This window comes from Frateuria sp. (assembly GCF_035943815.1).
Classification (GTDB): Bacteria; Pseudomonadota; Gammaproteobacteria; order Xanthomonadales; family Rhodanobacteraceae; genus Frateuria_A.
The window spans coordinates 97,764-115,230 of the sequence record NZ_DASZBU010000019.1 but is presented as its reverse complement, the minus strand read 5'-3'; the positions used below and the strand labels follow the sequence as shown (position 1 = coordinate 115,230).

Here is a 17,467-nt window from a genome sequence, read left to right as displayed (position 1 = left end):
GAGCCAGCTCCGACTGCCCCTGCGCTGAGTGCGCCAGCCCCGACGGTCCCATCGCCGGTCGACCCGCGGCATGCCCGCGCGGATGCGCTCCTTGGCACCACGCAGGAGGCCTCGCATCGCAGGCTCAAGGTGTTCCTCGGCGCCGCTCCTGGCGTCGGCAAGACCTACGCCATGCTTTCGGCGGCGCGCGAGCTCAAGCGGCGTGGCGTCGACGTGGTGGTCGGCCTCGCGCAAACGCATGGGCGCGCCGAAACGGCGGCGCTGATGGAAGGGCTGGAAGTACTGCCTCCGCGGGCGGTGCGCCATCGCGGGCGCGAGTTCGTCGAGTTCGATCTGGACGCCGCGCTCGAGCGCAAGCCCGCCGTGATGCTGGTGGACGAGCTCGCGCACACGAACCTCCCGGGCGGGCGCCATGGGCGACGCTGGCAGGACGTCGCCGAACTGCTCGATGCGGGCATCGAGGTCTACACCGCGCTCAACGTGCAACATCTGGAAAGCCTCAACGACCAGGTGCGGCGTATCACCGGCATCACCGTGCGCGAGACCGTGCCCGACGCCTTCCTGGACCGAGCGCGCGACATCATGCTGGTCGACCTGCCTCCTCGCGAACTGATCGACCGCCTGCGGCAGGGCAAGGTCTACGTTCCCGAAACCGCGGCGGCCGCGCTGGATGCGTTCTTCTCCCCCGGCAATCTGGCGGCCCTGCGCGAATTGGCCGTCGAAACGGTCGCCAGCCATGTCGAAAGCGACCTGCGCGAGCAAATGCTGGCGCGCGGCAGCACCATGCCGGTGCGACGCCGCGTGCTGGCGGCGATCGACGGCCATGCGCAGAGCGAATACCTGGTGCGCGTCGCCCGGCGCATCGCCGAGCGGCGCGGCGCGCCGTGGAGCGTCGCCTACGTCGACACCGGCGGCCCGGCCGACGCGATGCGGCGCGAGCGCGTGGAGTCCGCCATGCGCCTGGCGCGCCGGCTGGGCGGCGACGCCGTCATGCTGCGCGGCTACGCCGTGGCCGACGAACTGCTGGCCCACGCCGATCGCGAAGGCGTCGGGCAGATCATCCTGGGCCGCACGCGCGAGCGGCCGCTCGCGCGCATGCTCGGGCGTTCCCTGACCCAGCAACTGCTGCGCCGGGGCGCGCATCTTGAACTGGCCATCGTCGCCACGCCGATGGAGCGCGCGCGGGCCCGCCGCTGGCTGGCATCCGGCGGCTGGCGGGGCGGCCGCCGCCAGTACGTGTTCGCCACGCTCGCGACGCTGGTGGCCTTCGCGCTGGCCTTCGTGGGCGACCGCTTCCTATCGGTCGCAAACCTGTCGCTGATCTTCCTCACGGCGGTACTGGTAGTGGCGGTGCGTACACGCATGGCGGTGGCCATCTATACGGCCATCCTGTGCTTCCTCGGCTACAACTTCTTCTTCACCTCGCCGCGCTATACGCTGGCGGTGGCGAATGCGGACGACCTGCTGGCCGTCGTGCTGTTCCTCGTCGTCGCTCTGGTGTGCGGGCGGCTGGCGACGCGGCTGGCAAGCCAGGTGGAATCGTTGCGCGCGGCACAGCTGCGGTCGAGGGCGCTGCTGGACCTGGGGCACCAGCTTTCCGCCAGCACCGATGCGCAGGCCGTGCGCCAGGTGGGTGCACAGGCGCTGGCGCGGGCGCTGGGCGTACGCGCCGCCATCCTGGCCCGCGGCCCATCCCAGCAGCTGGAGCCGGCCGCGTCCTCGCCGCCTGGCCTGGAGTTGTCCCCGCAGGACCTGGCGGCCGCCGACTGGAGCGATCGGCACGCACAGCCGGCCGGGCGCTACACCGACACCATCAACGCAGCCAGCTGCTGGACCTTGCCGCTGGGCGGCGAGGACAACCCGCTGGGCGTGGCGGCACTGCGCTTCGACCACGGCGTGGGCGAGCCTGACCCGGACCAACGCAGCCTGGCCCTGGCGATGGCGCAGGACATCGGCTTCGCGCTCGAACGCGCGCGGCTGGCCGATGCACTGGAAGGTGCCCGCGTGCAGGGCGAGACCGAACGGCTGCGCAGCGCGCTGCTTTCGTCCGTATCCCATGACCTGCGCTCGCCGCTGGCCTCCATGATCGGTTCGGCCGGTACGCTGGCCAGCTATGACGAACAGCTGCCGCGCGAGGAGCGGCGCCAACTGCTGGAGGCGATCCTGGCCGAGGGCCAGCGCCTGGACCGCTACATCCAGAACCTGCTGGACATGACCCGCCTGGGCCACGGCACGCTCAAGCTCAACCGCGACTGGGTCGATGCGGGCGAGGTGGTGGGTGCGGCGGTCGCGCGCCTGCGCAAGCTGTTCCCAGGCGTGACGGTGGACATCGCCGGCCCAGAGGATACCGTGCTGCTGTACGTACATCCGGCGCTGGTGGAGCAGGCCCTGTTCAACATCCTGGAGAACGCTGCGCGGTTCTCGCCGCCCGGCGCGCCGGTCCGCGTCAGCGTGCGCCGCGTGGGCGCACAGCTGCTGATCGACGTGGCCGACCAGGGACCCGGCATTCCCGAGGAAGAACGCGCCCGCATCTTCGACATGTTCTACTCGGTGGCGCGCGGCGATCGCGCGCCACAGGGCACTGGCCTCGGCCTGGCGATCTGCCGCGGCATGGTCGGTGCCCACGGCGGCAGCGTGGAAGCCTTGCCCGGCGAAGGCACAGGCACGACCATCCGCGTCTCCCTGCCGCTGCCACCTGCACCCGATACCAACCCATGAGCAACGCGCCGCGTGTACTGGTGATCGATGACGAGGTACAGATCCGCCGCTTCCTCGACATCGGCCTGCGCGCCGAGGGCTACCAGGTATCGCTCGCGGCCACCGCGGCCGAAGGCCTGGCGCTGGCGGCGACGCACTCGCCGGACGTGGTGATCCTGGACCTGGGCCTGCCCGACCGCGAGGGCCACGAGGTGCTCGCCGAGCTGCGCCAGTGGAGCCAGGTGCCGGTGCTGATGCTTTCCGTGCGCGAGGCGGAGCACGAGAAGGTGCGCGCGCTCGATGCCGGCGCCAACGACTACATGACCAAGCCGTTCGGCATCCAGGAGCTTATGGCGCGCCTGCGTGCGCTGTTGCGGGGCCGCGTCACGGCTTCCGCCGAGCGCGCGCCGCACTATGACGACGGCCGCCTCGCAGTGGATCTGCTGCGCCGCGAGGTCAGCCTGGATGGCCAGCCGGTCGCGCTGACCCGCAAGGAGTACGCCGTGCTGTCGATGCTGCTGCGCTATTCCGGGCGCGTGGTGAGCCAGCAACAGTTACTGCGCGACATCTGGGGCGCGACCCACGTGCAGGACACGCACTACCTGCGCATCGTCGTCGCCAAGCTGCGCCAGAAACTGGGCGACGACCCGGCCGCGCCGCGCTGGCTGAAGACCGAGCCGGGCGTGGGTTACCGCTTCCTGGAGGGCGATGCCGGCCGCGGTGACGGCCTGCATCGCCCGGGTCAGGGCGCCTAGTTCGCCGCCGGAGGCGTATCGGCCTGATACATCGACGGATCGAGCGCGGCATAGATCACCTTGCTGCCGCTCTGCTGGCCGCCGAAGAAAGCCCCGGCGCCCAGCGCGCCGCTGGCGTACTGCTGGCTCAGTGCGCTGGTGCCGAAGCTGATCGGGCTGTTGGCGTTGGTGGTGACGGTGTAGCTGCCCAGGTTGAGCGGATTTGCGGTGATGAACTCGATGCCGCCGTCGCTGCCCGTGCTGCCCGGCAGCACGTTGCTGAAGTTGCCGCCGAGCGTGATGGTGCCGCTGCCCAACGTCCCCGCAGCCGCTCCGCCGGCGTTGGTACCCACCGTGCCCAGGTAAACGTAGCCCGGCCAGTAGAAGTTGCCCGTGCCGGTGGCGATGTTGCCGGAAGCCTGCAACACCAGACGGGTGTTGGGAAGACCGCTCGACACGTTTGCCGAACCGTTGCCGTAGATCGCCGGGGACCGGGTGTAACCCGGCGGCACCAGCAGCACGCTGCCGTTCACCAGCAGGTTCACCGAGCCGGCCGCCTTGTTGTAGGTCACCGGCTTGAGCGAGAGCCGCAGTGGCGCACGCACCGAGCGCGCCGGCAGGTAGGCCTGGCGGAAGTCCGTACCGGCCGAGGGCAGCGCGCCGACGGTGCCGGTGAAGGCGACGGTAAGCCGAGGATCGGTGCCGGTGAAGGACAGGTTGCCGTTGGGCCCGTTGTAGACGCTGCTGAGCGGCTGGCCCGAGTCGCCCAGGTAGATCCAGCCGGCGGACAGCGTGCCGTTGAGCAGCACGTTGGGATCGACTACGCGGCCATCGGTCGGCAGCACGGTGTAGGTCGGCCCCTTGATGCTGACCAGGTGCGCCGAGACGGTGGCGCCGTCGCCGATGGTCACCGCGTAGTCGTTGGCCATCTCGCTGCCGGCGGCGATGGTGATGTTGCCCGCCTGCCCACCGTTGCTGCCCACGCTCATCAGGTTGCTGAGGACCTTCACCTGGCGGCCGTGCACGATCGCGCCGGTCACGTACAGCGGCGTGGCCAGCGTGAGCACGCCGTTTGTCCAGAAAGTGGGCGTGTTGTCGGTGGCGTTGTAGCCGGCGGAGGAACTCACCAGCTGGCCGATGGTGTTGGTGGGCGAGAGGTCGGCCGCGCTGCTGCCATGGCCGGTCTGCACCGTGCCGCCGAGGTAGACGTCCTGCCAGCCCTTGACCTGCAGCTTGGAGCCCTGCGCCAGCTGCAGCGTGCCGGTGTTGACCAGGCTGCCGGTGGAGGTATTGGCGCTGCCGCCGTAGTGGCTGGCGCGGTTGGCGTCGATGGTCAGCTGGCCGTAGCTGGTGATGGTGCCGCTGTTGGTGATCGAGTAATACGCACCCGGTTGCCAGTTGCGGTCGGAGGAGGTGCTCAGGCCCACCACGCCGCTGATTTTGCCGCTGTTGTTGACGCTGCCGTCGATCACATTGATCAGTTGCGCGCCGGTGATGGTGCCGGTGTTGGCCAGGTTGCCGCCGCCTTGCACGGTGATGCCGTGGAGCGTGTTGAAGGTGCCGTCGTTGGTGAGCGAGGTGAAGGTCGTGGACACCGTGCTGGTCAGCGTGCCCTGGTTCCACATCGCGCCGTTGGTGGTGGGGATGGTCAGCTTGCCCTGGTTGGTGAACAGTCCGGCCACGCTGTAGTTGCCCAGCACCAGCGTGCCGGTGTTCAGGGCGGAGCCGCCCGAGTCGAAGCCGCCGAGGGTGCGGCCGGAGGGCATGGCGCCGCTGGTGGTCAATGACGCGTTGGCGTTGTTCACGCCGGCGGCGCCCGCGTTGGACGAGGCCAGGCCCGCGCTCAGGCTGGTGCCGCCGCTGGCGCCGGTGAACGCGCTGAGGTCCACGTTGACGTTGCCGCCGCCGGCGATCAGCACGCTGGTGCCGCTGATGCTGGCGCCCTTGAGCACGGTGACGTCGCCGCCCGTGCCGGTATAGGCGATCGAGCCGGCGGTGCCACCGAAATCGCTGCCGGTGCCCGACAGCGTGGTGTTGCCGATCAGGCCCACACCCGCGGTGGAGGAGATCTTCGCGCCGGCGCCGACGATGATGCCGTTGGAATTGGCCACGAAGATGCTGGTGCCATTGCCGATCAGCTGGCCGAAGATCTGCGAGGGATTGCCGCTGCTGTCGATGTTGAGCACGGCGGCGCCATAGCCGCCGGTGCCGTCGTTGAAGGTCAGCTGCGAACCCGGGCCCAGGTTGAAGCCCGCGGGGCCCGTCGGGTTGATGGGGCCGCCCGAGCCCCAGTTGATCACGGCATTGGCGCCGGACGTGTCGCTGGCGTTGCCGATCACGATGGTTTGCGTGCCGACGCCGGCCGCTCCTGCCGACACGTGGCCGCTGACGATGGTGCCTTGTCCTGGCAGCTGGCCCTGGCTCACATTAGCGCGGGCCGGCGAGGAGGCGAGGGCGAGCGAAACCGCAGCGGCCATGGCGGCCACAGTAAAGCCACTGATCCTGTGCATGAAGGAAACCCTCGAGTGAAGTTGTGTGGGTGTTGTGGGTGGTGCGCGCGGCAGGCTACGCATGCGTTCGTAGCGGACTCGTGAGTGGCGCGAATTCGGGTGGCCGCACAATTCTTTTGTCGTGGCGGCGTGAAGTGCCGTGCCGTCAGATCCCCAGTTGCAGATAGAAGAAGGCGTGCGCCCGCTGCCGCCGGCGCTGTTCGGGCGACACGCGCGAGCTGTCCAGCGGATGGGCGTAGGCGAGCAGGGCATGGGCGCCCAGGGCCGGCAGATCCAGCCCGATGCTGGCGCCGGCGTCGCTGAGCCGTTGCCAGCCCTGGCCGGCGTCGACGTGATAGCGCGCGGCGCCCTGTTCGGCGAACACGGCCGGTTGCAGCTTCAGGACGCCCAGTCGCCACGCCGGCGCCTGCAGGGTCAGGCGGCCCTGGTAGCCGCGATCGCCGACCAGCGTTCCGGGCAGCCAGGCGGACAGCGCGTTCCAGCCGCCGAGCACCCATTGCTCGTAGGACGGCAGGGTCTTGGGCGTGGTCTGCGCACTGAGGTCCAGCTGCACGGTGTAGCCACCCGCCAGCGCCTGCTCGATGCCCGCGCGGGCGGTGTAGATGGTGAAGTGTTCGGCGGCGGTGCCTGGACCGCCGCCGAGGCCCCGGCCTGAGCCCACGCCACCGAACTTCAGGCTGCCCCCAAGGTTGATCGTGGCATTGCGGCCGGCCAGGCCACCCATGCGCCAGGAGCCCTGCGTGCCCAGGTCGAGCACGTCGTAGCGTTGGTCTCGCAATGCGTAGGCGCCGTTGAATACCGTCTGGCGATCGCGAATGCGATGCAGGCCCTCGGCCAGCGTCCAGCGGCGCGTATCGTCGGCGAACAGCAGCTGTGTGGCGCCAGCGCCGTACACCTTCACCGTGCCGCCTGGATCCAGCGGCGCGAAGGCGACGCCCAGGCGGTAGCGGGTAGTGCTGCCGTCGAGCTGGAACCAGCCGGCCGGTGTGACCTTGGAGAGGATCGCGCCGGTCGCCGCGTAGTAGGCGCCTCGGCTGTCCTGGTCGATGCCGGTCAGGGCGCGGGTGTGGGTGGCCTGCAGCATATAGCCGTGGCCCTGCAGTTGGCCTTGCACCTGCGCCAGGTCGTGCCCCGCATAGCGGTTGCCGAGGTTGCCGACCGTCACGCTGCCGCTGGCGGTGTGGCTGTCCTTGAGCGGCGTGGTGTCGATGCGCAGCGTACTCGCGCCGTGCTCGGCGGCCGGCTCGAAGCTGATCTTCGGTTGCTCGCCGTCGGTGGCGGCATCGGCCTGGGCCAGCAGCTCGCGACGCACCACTTCCGGCGTGCGCAGCGCGTCGCGGCCGATCAGGCCATCGAAGTAGGCCGCCAGTTCCGGCGGCCCTTCCACGTGCGCGAGTCGCCCCTGCGTTACTCCGATCCGCACCTCGTGCCCCTGCACGCCGGCGACCACCGCCACCAGAAAGTAGCCCTTGCCCGTATACGCACGCCTGAGCGCGGCGACGGCAGCTTCCGGCGTGTCGGCACTTAGCAGTACGGAACGGATCTCGGCGTCGCCGAGCAAGGTGTTGCCATCGACGGTGTAACGGTAGCCGTGGCTCTCCAGCACCAGCGAAGCCTGGCGTGCCGCAAGCCCGGCGGACGCAGGAATGTGGGCGGGAATGGCAGGCATCGCGAACATGGAAGCTCCGGCGGTCCGTTTCGTTGGGGCCGGAATGCCCATGACACCCGGCGAGGCGCGGATTTAGCCAGCCGGCATGTGTGCAAAACGCGTAGAGACGCGGCGCCGCGTGCCGCAGCTGTGCTGCGTACGCAGGGCTTTGGCGTGTCGCCGCGGCGTGAACGCAGCGAGGGCTTCAAAACGAAAGAGCCCCGCATCGGCGGGGCTCTTGCTGTCCAGATGGTCGGTAGGTCAGGAGACGTTCGGTTCGCTGAAGGCCTCGATCTCTTCCTTGAAGTCGTTGATCGGCACGCAGCTGCAGAACACGTTCTTGTCGCCGTAGATGTTGTCCACGCGGGCTACCGGCGACCAGTACTTCTGCAGCTTCAGACTGGGCAGCGGGAAGGCGGCCAGTTCGCGCGGGTAGGCGTGGCCCCACTCGCTGGCCGAAACCTGGGTGGCGGTGTGCGGGGCATGCTTGAGCGGGTTGTCCTCACGGTCCAGGCGGCCGTCTTCCACCGCGCGGATCTCGTCGCGTATCTGGATCATCGCGTCGATGAAGCGGTCCAGCTCCTGCTTCGACTCGCTCTCGGTCGGCTCGACCATCAGGGTGCCGGCGACCGGGAAGCTCAGCGTCGGGGCATGGAAGCCGAAGTCGATCAGGCGCTTGGCCACGTCCTCGGCGCTGATGCCGGTCGCGTCCTTGAGCGGGCGCAGGTCCAGGATGCACTCGTGCGCCACCAGTCCGTTGCGGCCGGTGTAGAGCGTCTCGTAGTGATCGGCCAGGCGCCTGGCGATGTAGTTGGCGTTGAGCAGCGCGACCTGGGTGGCGCGGCGCAGGCCTTCGCGGCCCATCAGCGTGATGTACATCCAGCTGATCGGAAGGATGCTCGCGCTGCCGAAGTTGGCGGCCGCCACCATGCCGACCGGGCTGTCCGTACCCAGCTTGCCGGGCAGGAAGGGTGCCAGGTGCGACTTCACCGCGCACGGGCCCACGCCCGGGCCGCCGCCGCCGTGCGGGATGCAGAAGGTCTTGTGCAGGTTGAGGTGGGAGACGTCCGAGCCCCACTTGCCGGGCTTGGCCACGCCGACCAGCGCGTTCATGTTGGCGCCGTCGGTGTACACCTGGCCGCCGTGCTGGTGGACGATGTCGCAGATGGCGACCACGTCCTCCTCGAACACGCCGTGGGTGGAGGGGTAGGTGATCATCAGCGCGGCGAGGCGGCCGGAATACTTCTCCGCGTTGCGGCGGATGTCCTCCACGTCCACGTTGCCGTTGGCGTCGCATTTGGTCACCACCACGTGCATGCCGCACATCTGCGCGGAGGCCGGGTTAGTGCCGTGGGCCGACTCGGGGATCAGGCAGACGTCGCGGTGGCCTTCGCCGCGCGAGCGGTGGTAGGCGCGGATCGCGAGCAGGCCGGCGTATTCGCCCTGCGCGCCGGAGTTGGGCTGCAGGCTCACCGCGTCATAGCCGGTGCACTCCACCAGCATGGCTTCCAGGCCGTCGATCAACTCCTTGTAACCCCGGGTCTGCGAGGCCGGCGCCAGCGGATGGATCTGGCCGAACTCGGGCCAGGTCACCGGGATCATCTCGGCGGTGGCGTTGAGCTTCATGGTGCACGAGCCCAGCGGGATCATCGTGCGGTCCATCGCCAGGTCCTTGTCCGCCAGCGCGCGCATGTAGCGCAGCAGCTCGTGCTCGCTGTGGTGGCTGTTGAACACCGGATGGGTGAGGAAGGCGCTCTGGCGCAGCAGCGCGCGGGGCAGCGCATCGTGGACGGAGGCGTCGAGCGCGTCGATGTCGGCCTTCGCGCCGAACAGGCCTGCCAGTGCGACGACGTCGTCGCGGGTGGTGGTCTCGTCGAGGCTGATGCAGACGCTCGCCTCGTCGACGCCGCGCAGGTTGATGCGCGCCGCCTCGGCCTTGGCCAGGACGGCCTTGGCGTCGATGCCCGTGACGTGCAGCGTGTCGAAGAAACCGTCGCCCACCTTCACCCCGGCCTGGCGCAGCGCGTCGGTCAGGATCGCGGCCAGGCGGTGCACGCGGCGGGCGATGCGGGTCAGGCCTTCGGGACCGTGGTAGACGGCGTACATGCTCGCCATCACCGCCAGCAGCACCTGTGCGGTGCAGATGTTGGACGTGGCCTTCTCGCGGCGGATGTGCTGCTCGCGCGTCTGCAGGGTGAGGCGATAGGCCTTCTTGCCCTCGGTGTCGATGGAGACGCCGATCAGGCGGCCGGGCATCGAGCGCTTGTAGGCGTCGCGACAGGCCATGAAGGCAGCGTGCGGGCCGCCGAAGCCGTAGGGCACGCCGAAGCGCTGGGTGTTGCCGACCACGATGTCCGCGCCCCAGTCGCCGGGCGCGGCGATCAGGGTGAGCGCCAGCAGGTCGGTGGCCACGCAGACGATGCCGCCGCGCGCGTGCACCGCATCGGCAAGTGCCTTGTAGTCGCCGATGTGGCCGAGGGTGTCCGGGTACTGCAGCAGCACGCCGTAGCTGTCGACGCTGGCCGCATCCTGGTCATTGCCCACGTGCAGTTCGATGCCCATCGCCTCGGCGCGGGTGCCGATCACTTCCAGCGTCTGCGGATGCACGCGCTCGGAAACGAAGAACACGTTGGACTTGGACTTGCCCGAGCGCTTGGCCAGCGTCATCGCCTCGGCCGCCGCGGTAGCCTCGTCAAGCAGCGAGGCGTTGGCGATCTCCATGCCGGTCAGGTCGGCGCACATGGTCTGGAAGTTGATCAGCGCCTCCATGCGGCCCTGCGAGATCTCCGCCTGGTAAGGCGTATAGGCCGTGTACCAGGCTGGGTTCTCCAGGATGTTGCGCAGGATGACGTTGGGCGTGTGCGTGCCGTAGTAGCCCTGGCCGATGAAGCTACGGAACACCTGGTTCTTGTCGGCGATGGCGCGGATCTTGGCCAGCGCGTCGACCTCGCTCATCGCCGGCGGCAGGTCGAGCGGGCTGGATGACTTGATCTTGCCCGGCACGATCGCGTCGGTCATCGCTTCCAGCGAGTCGTAGCCGATCGTGCGCAGCATCTGCGCGATCTCGGCGTCGTTGGGGCCGATGTGGCGCGCAATGAAGGCGTCGTGGTGTTCGAGGTCGCGCAGCGAGGGGTTCTTGGTCTGGCTCATGACGGGCGTCCGAAGGCATCGCGTGCGTGCCGCACGCGGGGCGCCCCTCTGTCCTTTTGCCTGAGAGTTTGGAAGCTGCTCGTCGGTGACGGTCGCTTCGTGCCCCTTCGGCGGCGGATTCAACCGCTCTCTCCAGAGTTTTTGCACGCGGCGGTATCGGGCCTGAGCGATTACGGGCGTTGCGTCTTCGGCAGCGGGCTGTTCCCCGCTTCTCCCGCCGCGTGCGAAGGGGCGATTATACGGCGCCCACCGCTCCGCAGGTGCGGTTCGGCTTAACGCGAAAGCCGAGGGTTGGCCCACTGGCTGGCGCCTGTACGATGGCGTTCCTCCATCCCCCGCGGAGCATTCCGATGCCCCCGTTCCGGCTGCAACAGATCGACCACGTGGTGCTGCGCGTACATGACCTGGCGGCGATGCAGGCGTTCTATTGCGGCGTGCTCGGCTGTACCGAGGAGCGGCGGCAGGACGCCATCGGCCTGGTGCAGCTGCGTGCCGGCGCCTCGCTGATCGACCTGGTGCCGCTGGATGGCGAACTCGGCCGCCTGGGCGGCGCGGGTCCTGGCAGGGAGGGGCACAACATGGACCACCTGTGCCTGAGCGTGGCGGACTACGACGAGGCGGCCATCGTCGCGCACCTGCAGGCGCACGGCGTGCGCATGGGCGAGATCGGTTCGCGCTACGGCGCGCAGGGCGAAGGGCCCTCGATCTACTGCTACGACCCGCAGGGCAATAGGGTGGAGCTCAAGGGCCCGCCGGTGGCCGTGAACTGAGCCTTCCCCACGGAGGGAGCGGCGCAACGCCGAAAACGAAAAAGCCCGCCTTGCGGCGGGCTTCATCTACAATTGGTGCCCAGGAGAGGACTCGAACCTCCACGGTTTTACCCGCTAGTACCTGAAACTAGTGCGTCTACCAATTCCGCCACCTGGGCAGGTGTCGCGCGAGCCGTTCGGGCTGCGCGAGCCGCGTAGAGTAGGCACCTCCCCCAAGCTTGTCAACACTTCGTTGATAGGAATTTCATTGAGTCGCGCGGCATGCTGCGCGGCACTCCAACACAAGGCGATTTCGTGACCAGAAAGAAGACTCCCCGCACCGGCGACCGCAGCGATACCGGCGCAGAGACGCGCGCACCAAAACCGCGCGCAAGGCCGAGCGGACGCCGCTCGCAGCCGACGCCAGCGCATGCGAAAGGCGGTGGGCATGACCCGTTTGCGGCGCGCGAAGCGCAGCGCTACGAGCGGCCAATCCCCAGCCGCGAAGCGATCCTGGAGCTGCTGGACAAGCGCGGCGAGATGCTCAGCGAGGCGCGCATCGCCGAAGGGCTGGAGTTGCATGACGAGCAGGACATCAGCGCTCTGCGCAAGCGCCTGGGCGCGATGGTGCGCGATGGCCAGCTGTTGCAGGGGCGCCGCGGCGACTACGCGCCGGTGCGCAAGCTGGACCTGATTCCCGGCGTGGTGCTGGCCAACGCCGAAGGCTACGGCTTCCTGCGCCCGGACGAGGGCGGCGACGACCTGTACCTGTCGCCGCAGCAGATGCGCATGGTGCTGCATGGCGACCGCGTGCTGGCCAGCGTGGTCGGCATCGACCGTCGCGGGCGACGCCAGGGCGCGATCGCGGAAGTGCTGCAGCGCCGCTCGCCGCGGCTGGTGGGGCGCGTGGTGGTGGAGAACGGCGTGACGCTGGTTTCGCCCGACGACCGACGCCTGCATCTGGACGTGATGATCCCGCCGGGGCACGAACAGGGCGCGCGCGCCGGCCAGATCGTGGTGGCCGAGATCACCGATCCGCCCACGGTGCATCGCGGTCCGCTGGGCCGGATCGTCTCGGTGCTGGGCGAGCGCCTGCAGCCCTCGTTGCTGGTGGAGATGGCGATCGCCAGCCACGACCTGCCGCACGAATGGCCGCCCGAAGTGCTGCGCGACGCCACGCAGGTCGAGCCGGAAGTGACCGCCGCCGAGCGTGCGGGCCGCACCGACCTGCGCAAAATGCCGCTGGTGACGATCGACGGCGCCGACGCGCGCGACTTCGACGATGCGGTCTATGCCGAGCCGCGCCGCGGCGGCGGCTGGCGGCTGGTGGTGGCGATCGCGGACGTGTCGCACTACGTCGAGGTCGGCAGCGCGCTGGACCGCGAAGCCTACGAGCGCAGCACCTCCACCTATTTCCCCGGTTTCGTGGTGCCGATGCTGCCCGAGACCCTGTCCAACGGCATCTGCTCGCTCAACCCCAAGGTCGAGCGGCTGTGCATGGTCTGCGACATGGTGGTCGACGACGACGGCGAAGTGGTCAAGTCGAGGTTCTACGACGCAGTGATGCGCTCGCACGCACGGTTGACCTACGACATCGTGTGGCAGGCGGTCGGCTTGCTCGACCCGGAAGCGCGCGACCAGGTCGCCGATGTGCTGCCCCAGCTCGAACACCTGCATACGCTTTACAAGGCCATGGCGGCGCAGCGCAAGCGCCGCGGCGCGATCGACTTCGAGACGCCGGAGGTGAAGTTCCGCCTGGACCAGCGCGGTGAAGTCGAGGCAATGGGCGCCACCGAGCGCAACGACGCGCACAAGCTGATCGAGGAATGCATGATCGCCGCCAACGTGCAGGCGGCCACCTTCCTCAGCAAGAAGAAGATCCCGGCGCTGTTCCGCGCGCACGAGCCGCCGCCGGCAGAAAAGTACGAGGACCTCCAGCAGTTCCTGCGCGAGTTCAAGCTGCGCATGCCGCCGGTGGAGGAGGTCACGCCGGGCGACTTCGCCGACGTGCTGCGGATGGTGCACGACCGCCCCGAGCGGGAGCTGATCCAGTCGGTGCTGCTGCGTGCGCAGAGCCTGGCCGCCTACCAACCGGAGAACCGCGGGCACTTCGGCCTGTCGCTGGACGCCTACGCGCACTTCACCTCGCCGATCCGCCGCTATCCGGACCTGCTCGTGCACCGAGCGATCCGCTACGCGCTCACCGGCGGCAAGCCCAAGGACTACGTCTACACGCCGACGGAGATGGCGTCGATGGCGGTGCACTGCTCGCAGCGCGAGCGCCGCGCCGAGGAAGCCGAGCGCGACGTCGACGAGCGCTTCAAGACCGCGTGGATGTCCAAGCACGTGGGCAGCGAGTTCGACGGCGTGATCACCGGGGTCACCTCGTTCGGCCTGTTCGTGGAGCTGGAGGAGTCGCGTGTGTCCGGTCTGGTGCACATCAGCCAGTTGGCCAACGACTACTACCACTTCGACCCCGTCCGCAAACTGCTCAAGGGCGAGCGCACCGGCGAGCAGTTCCGCCTGGGCGACCACGTGCGCGTGCAGGTGCTGCGCGCCAGCCTGGAGGATCGCAAGATCGATTTCCGGCTGGTGCCGCGGCGCGAACAGGCGTCGCCGCCCAAGTCGCCACGCAAGGCCTACGACTACGGCGCCAGCGGGGAACGCTATTCGCTGCCCAGGCCGCCGTCCGGCGCGCCGGCGGTCAAGCCGCCCGGCATGTTCGGACGCGCCGCGCGGGCGGTGGGGCGGGCGTTCGGGCGCGGCGCACCGGCACCGGCGCCGGCGGAGTCAGCGGCGGCCGGCGCCACCTTGGGCGATAATCGCGCGCTTCGTGGGAAGGCCAAGGTAGTTTCCGAGGCCGCAGGGCGGCCCGCGGTTCCCTCGGGATCCGGCTTGCCGGAACTGCGCAGCAAGGCAAGCAAGACGGCTTCCGAAGCGATCGGCCGGCCGGCCATCCCGCCCGAAATGAGGTCGCCCGCCCGGAGTGACCAGGCCCGCGGCGTCCAGGCGGGCAACCGGAAGGGCAGCCGCGCGAAGAACAACCCGAGCGGGCCGGCCGAGAGCGGCGGCAAGCGCAAGGCACCGGAGGCCGCGTCCGCCGCTGCCAAGCGGCCGGGCCGGCGACGCAAACCGAAGGGCAAGGCATGAGCGAAAGCTGGATCGTCGGCATCAACCCGGTCGAGGGTGCACTGGCCAACGATGCCTCGCGCGTGCGCGAGTTGCTGGTGGACATTGCCACCGCGCAGCGCAACGCGCGCATCAAGGAGCTCATCGACCAGGCCCGTGCCCGCCACATCCCGGTGCACCACCGACCGCGCGAGCAGTTGGACAAGCTCGCCGGGCAGGCGCGTCACCAGGGCATCGTGGCGCTGTACGAGCCGCCGCCGATGACGCACGAGGACGAGCTGGCCGGCCTGATCGAGCGCGACGGCATGGAAACGCTGGTGCTGGTGCTCGACGGCGTGACCGATCCGCACAACCTCGGCGCCTGCCTGCGCTCGGCGGCGGCTGCCAAGGCGACCGCGGTGGTGGTACCGAAGGACCGCGCAGTCGGCCTGACGCCGGTGGTGCGCCGCGCCTCGGCCGGCGGCGCGGACCGCGTGCCGCTGGTCGCGGTGACCAACCTCGCGCGCACGCTGCGCGAGCTCAAGGACGCCGGCGTGTGGATCACCGGCCTGGCCGGCGACACCGAGACGTCCGTCTACGAGGTCGACTTCCGCGGCCCGGTGGCGCTGGTCCTCGGCAGCGAAGGCGAGGGCATGCGCCGGCTCACCCGCGAGCTGTGCGATTTCGTGGCGAAGATTCCGATGCCGGGGGCGATGGAAAGCCTCAACGTCTCGGTTGCCACGGGAGTGGTGCTGTTCGAGGCTCTGCGCCAACGGGGGGGGAAGCGATGAGCCATTTGTTCTGGTACGACTGGGCCGGCTTCATCGGCGTGCTGCTGGTGCTGCTGGCGTTCCTGCTGCTGCAGGCGCACCGGTTGCACGGCAATGGGCTGACCTACCAGTTGATGAACGTTCTCGGTGCCTTCGGCGTGACGCTGTCGCTGCTGTTCGGCAGCTTCAACGTCTCGGCGTTCGCGCTGGAGGTGGCGTGGATGGCGATCGGCATCTTCGGCATCGTGCGCGGCATGAAGCGACGGACGATGCGGCAGGACGTGTAGGTAGAGGTAGCCACGGGGCCCTCCATCCGCATCCACTTGCCTCGTCCATGGCGCATGGCGCTCGTCCCTCAGGAACCAAGCTCCGCGTTCGAGCCTTCCCCGTTCACGGGGAAGGATGCCGACTGGCGCTTGGAAACGCCCTGGCTTCAGTCCCCCAGCTTGGGCATTTCCGGATTCGCCGTGAAATCCCGTTTTGTGCGCTGTTTGTCCATCGGCTCGCCATACACCTGGAACCACAGGTTCTCGGCGATGTTGGTGGCGTGGTCGCCGATGCGCTCGATGTTCTTGGCCATGAACAGCAGGTGCGTGCACGGCGTGATGTTGCGCGGGTCTTCCATCATGTAGGTCAGCAGCTGGCGGAAGTAGCCCGTATAGGCCTCGTCCAGCTCCGCGTCGCCCTTCCACACGTTGTAGCCGCGTTCTGCGTCCTGCGCGGCATAGGCGGCCAGCACCTCGCGCACCTCCGCCGCCGCCAGCTTGGCCAGGTAGCCCAGCCCGGTGGTGGGGCCGACCGGGGCGACCATGGAGAGCGGGATCGAACGCTTGGCCACGTTGGCGGCATAGTCGCCGATGCGCTCGATGTCCGAGGCGATGCGCAGAGCCGCGAACACGTTGCGCAGGTCGCCGGCCATCGGCGCGCGCAGTGCCAGCAGGCGCACTACGTCATGGCTGATCTCCTGCTCCAGCGCATCGATGGCATCGTCGTTGGCGACCACCCGCTGTGCAGCGCGGTCGTCACGCCGCTCGACCACGTCGATGGCCGCTTCCAGCTGCGTGGCCGCCAGTTCGCCCATGCGAACGATTTCGCCGGTCAGGCGTGCCAGTTCGCTGTCGTAGCTCTTGATGATGTGATCTTTGGCGCTCATGGGTGCCTCAATTCGTATCGGCTTGGCATTGCTTGGGCGTCATTAGCCTAACGCGGGATTCCCTGTGGCTTTCGCCAGCAGGAAGAAGATGGATTCCGCTTTCGCGGGAACGACGCCCCAGGCAGGCAGTCGGGTCCGGGCATCAGCCGAACCGCCCTGTGATGTAGTCCTCGGTCTGCTTCTTGCCTGGCTTGGTGAAGATCTTCTCGGTGTCGTCGAACTCGATCAGCTCGCCCAGGTACATGAAGGCGGTGCGGTCAGACACGCGCGCCGCCTGCTGCATGTTGTGGGTGACGATCACGATGGTGAACTGGCTCTTGAGATCCTCGATCAGCTGTTCGATGCGTCCGGTGGCGATCGGGTCGAGCGCGGAGGTGGGCTCGTCCAGCAGCAGCACTTCAGGCTTGAGCGCGATCGCCCGTGCGATGCACAGGCGCTGCTGCTGGCCGCCGGACAGGCCCAGCGCGTTCTGCCTCAGCTTGTCCTTCACCTCGTCCCACAGCGCGGCGCCGCGCAGCGCCTGCTCCACACGGGCCTCCATGTCCGCCTTGGACAGGCGCTCGTGGTGGCGGATGCCGTAGGCCACGTTCTCGAAGATGGTCATCGGGAACGGCACCGGCTTCTGGAACACCATGCCGACCTTGCTGCGCAAGCGGTTGAGCGAGTAGCCCGGATCGAGGATGTTCTCGCCGTCCAGCTCGATCGATCCGGTGGCCTTCATCTTGGGGTAGATCGCGTAGATGCGGTTGAACACGCGCAGCAGCGTCGACTTGCCACAGCCGGAGGGGCCGATGATCGCAGTCACCTGTTTCTCGGGCACGTCCATGCCGATGCCCTTGAGCGCATGGAAACCGTCGTAGTGGAAGTGCAGGTCGCGCACCTTGAGCTTGGGCTCGGTGGCGGGCGGAGCCATCGACGGCGCCAGGGCGAGGGCGGCTGCATTCATGG

At 68.8% G+C, this 17,467-nt stretch carries 11 protein-coding genes, 1 tRNA gene and 1 riboswitch; of the genes, 6 read left to right on the top strand and 6 right to left on the bottom strand.

Annotated features, from left to right (window positions below):
• The first annotated feature begins 24 nt into the window (after positions 1-24).
• The gene (locus tag VGU65_RS14290) at positions 25-2,718 is read left to right on the top strand and encodes an ATP-binding protein (RefSeq protein ID WP_327477256.1); all 2,694 of its coding nucleotides are present in this window, start codon (positions 25-27) and stop codon (positions 2,716-2,718) included.
• Positions 2,715-3,452 (top strand): response regulator, encoded by a 738-nt coding sequence (locus VGU65_RS14285; RefSeq protein WP_327476804.1) that lies wholly within the window; start codon positions 2,715-2,717, stop codon positions 3,450-3,452. Before VGU65_RS14290 ends, VGU65_RS14285 begins: the two co-directional genes overlap by 4 nt.
• Here VGU65_RS14285 and VGU65_RS14280 read toward each other — a convergent pair.
• The 3 genes from VGU65_RS14280 to gcvP all read right to left on the bottom strand — a co-directional run bounded on the left by VGU65_RS14280 (position 3,449) and on the right by gcvP (position 10,739).
• Entirely contained in the window at positions 3,449-5,941 is a 2,493-nt protein-coding gene (locus tag VGU65_RS14280) for a beta strand repeat-containing protein (protein ID WP_327476802.1), read from the bottom strand. The two genes, VGU65_RS14285 and VGU65_RS14280, sit on opposite strands and share 4 nt — an antisense overlap.
• A 145-nt stretch (positions 5,942-6,086) precedes the next feature.
• Complete coding sequence (locus VGU65_RS14275) at positions 6,087-7,619, bottom strand: ShlB/FhaC/HecB family hemolysin secretion/activation protein (RefSeq protein ID WP_327476800.1); 1,533 nt, start codon at positions 7,617-7,619, stop codon at positions 6,087-6,089.
• Positions 7,620-7,850: 231 nt separating this feature from the next.
• Complete coding sequence (gcvP, locus tag VGU65_RS14270; RefSeq protein WP_327476798.1) at positions 7,851-10,739, bottom strand: aminomethyl-transferring glycine dehydrogenase; 2,889 nt, start codon at positions 10,737-10,739, stop codon at positions 7,851-7,853.
• Between the two features lie 38 nt (positions 10,740-10,777).
• Positions 10,778-10,885, bottom strand: a riboswitch (glycine riboswitch).
• Positions 10,886-11,089: 204 nt separating this feature from the next.
• Here gcvP and VGU65_RS14265 point away from each other — a divergent pair.
• Entirely contained in the window at positions 11,090-11,509 is a 420-nt protein-coding gene (locus VGU65_RS14265) for a VOC family protein (RefSeq protein WP_327476796.1), read from the top strand.
• Positions 11,510-11,582: 73 nt separating this feature from the next.
• Here VGU65_RS14265 and VGU65_RS14260 read toward each other — a convergent pair.
• Positions 11,583-11,667: transfer RNA gene (locus tag VGU65_RS14260), tRNA-Leu, on the bottom strand.
• Between the two features lie 136 nt (positions 11,668-11,803).
• Between VGU65_RS14260 and rnr the strand changes: the two genes are divergently transcribed.
• Genes rnr through VGU65_RS14245 form a run of 3 tightly spaced genes read left to right on the top strand, consistent with a single transcriptional unit; the run spans position 11,804 to position 15,653 of the window.
• Positions 11,804-14,638: a ribonuclease R gene (gene rnr, locus VGU65_RS14255; RefSeq protein ID WP_414655829.1), complete on the top strand. Its 2,835-nt coding sequence runs from the start codon at positions 11,804-11,806 to the stop codon at positions 14,636-14,638.
• Positions 14,635-15,387 carry a 23S rRNA (guanosine(2251)-2'-O)-methyltransferase RlmB gene (gene rlmB / locus VGU65_RS14250; protein WP_327476794.1) on the top strand — a complete coding sequence of 251 codons (753 nt, stop codon included), beginning with the start codon at positions 14,635-14,637 and terminating at the stop codon, positions 15,385-15,387. The genes rnr and rlmB overlap by 4 nt, the downstream gene beginning before the upstream one ends.
• Positions 15,384-15,653, top strand: coding sequence for a CBU_0592 family membrane protein (locus VGU65_RS14245; RefSeq protein WP_327476792.1), 270 nt, complete (start codon positions 15,384-15,386; stop codon positions 15,651-15,653). The genes rlmB and VGU65_RS14245 overlap by 4 nt, the downstream gene beginning before the upstream one ends.
• A 146-nt stretch (positions 15,654-15,799) precedes the next feature.
• Here VGU65_RS14245 and phoU read toward each other — a convergent pair whose 3' ends face one another.
• Complete coding sequence (phoU, locus tag VGU65_RS14240; RefSeq protein ID WP_327476790.1) at positions 15,800-16,519, bottom strand: phosphate signaling complex protein PhoU; 720 nt, start codon at positions 16,517-16,519, stop codon at positions 15,800-15,802.
• Positions 16,520-16,661: 142 nt separating this feature from the next.
• Complete coding sequence (gene pstB, locus VGU65_RS14235; RefSeq protein ID WP_414655828.1) at positions 16,662-17,465, bottom strand: phosphate ABC transporter ATP-binding protein PstB; 804 nt, start codon at positions 17,463-17,465, stop codon at positions 16,662-16,664.
• Between the last annotated feature and the right edge of the window lie 2 nt (positions 17,466-17,467).

Excerpts from the sequence above, each read along its gene's own strand:
- VGU65_RS14280 (WP_327476802.1), bottom strand. The coding sequence starts at position 5,941 with ATGCACAGGATCAGTGGCTTTACTGTGGCCGCCATGGCCGCTGCGGTT.
- VGU65_RS14265 (WP_327476796.1), top strand. The coding sequence starts at position 11,090 with ATGCCCCCGTTCCGGCTGCAACAGATCGACCACGTGGTGCTGCGCGTA.
- rlmB (WP_327476794.1), top strand. The coding sequence starts at position 14,635 with ATGAGCGAAAGCTGGATCGTCGGCATCAACCCGGTCGAGGGTGCACTG.
- phoU (WP_327476790.1), bottom strand. The coding sequence starts at position 16,519 with ATGAGCGCCAAAGATCACATCATCAAGAGCTACGACAGCGAACTGGCA.
- VGU65_RS14285 (WP_327476804.1), top strand. The coding sequence starts at position 2,715 with ATGAGCAACGCGCCGCGTGTACTGGTGATCGATGACGAGGTACAGATC.
- VGU65_RS14275 (WP_327476800.1), bottom strand. The coding sequence starts at position 7,619 with ATGTTCGCGATGCCTGCCATTCCCGCCCACATTCCTGCGTCCGCCGGG.
- VGU65_RS14245 (WP_327476792.1), top strand. The coding sequence starts at position 15,384 with ATGAGCCATTTGTTCTGGTACGACTGGGCCGGCTTCATCGGCGTGCTG.
- pstB (WP_414655828.1), bottom strand. The coding sequence starts at position 17,465 with ATGAATGCAGCCGCCCTCGCCCTGGCGCCGTCGATGGCTCCGCCCGCC.
- gcvP (WP_327476798.1), bottom strand. The coding sequence starts at position 10,739 with ATGAGCCAGACCAAGAACCCCTCGCTGCGCGACCTCGAACACCACGAC.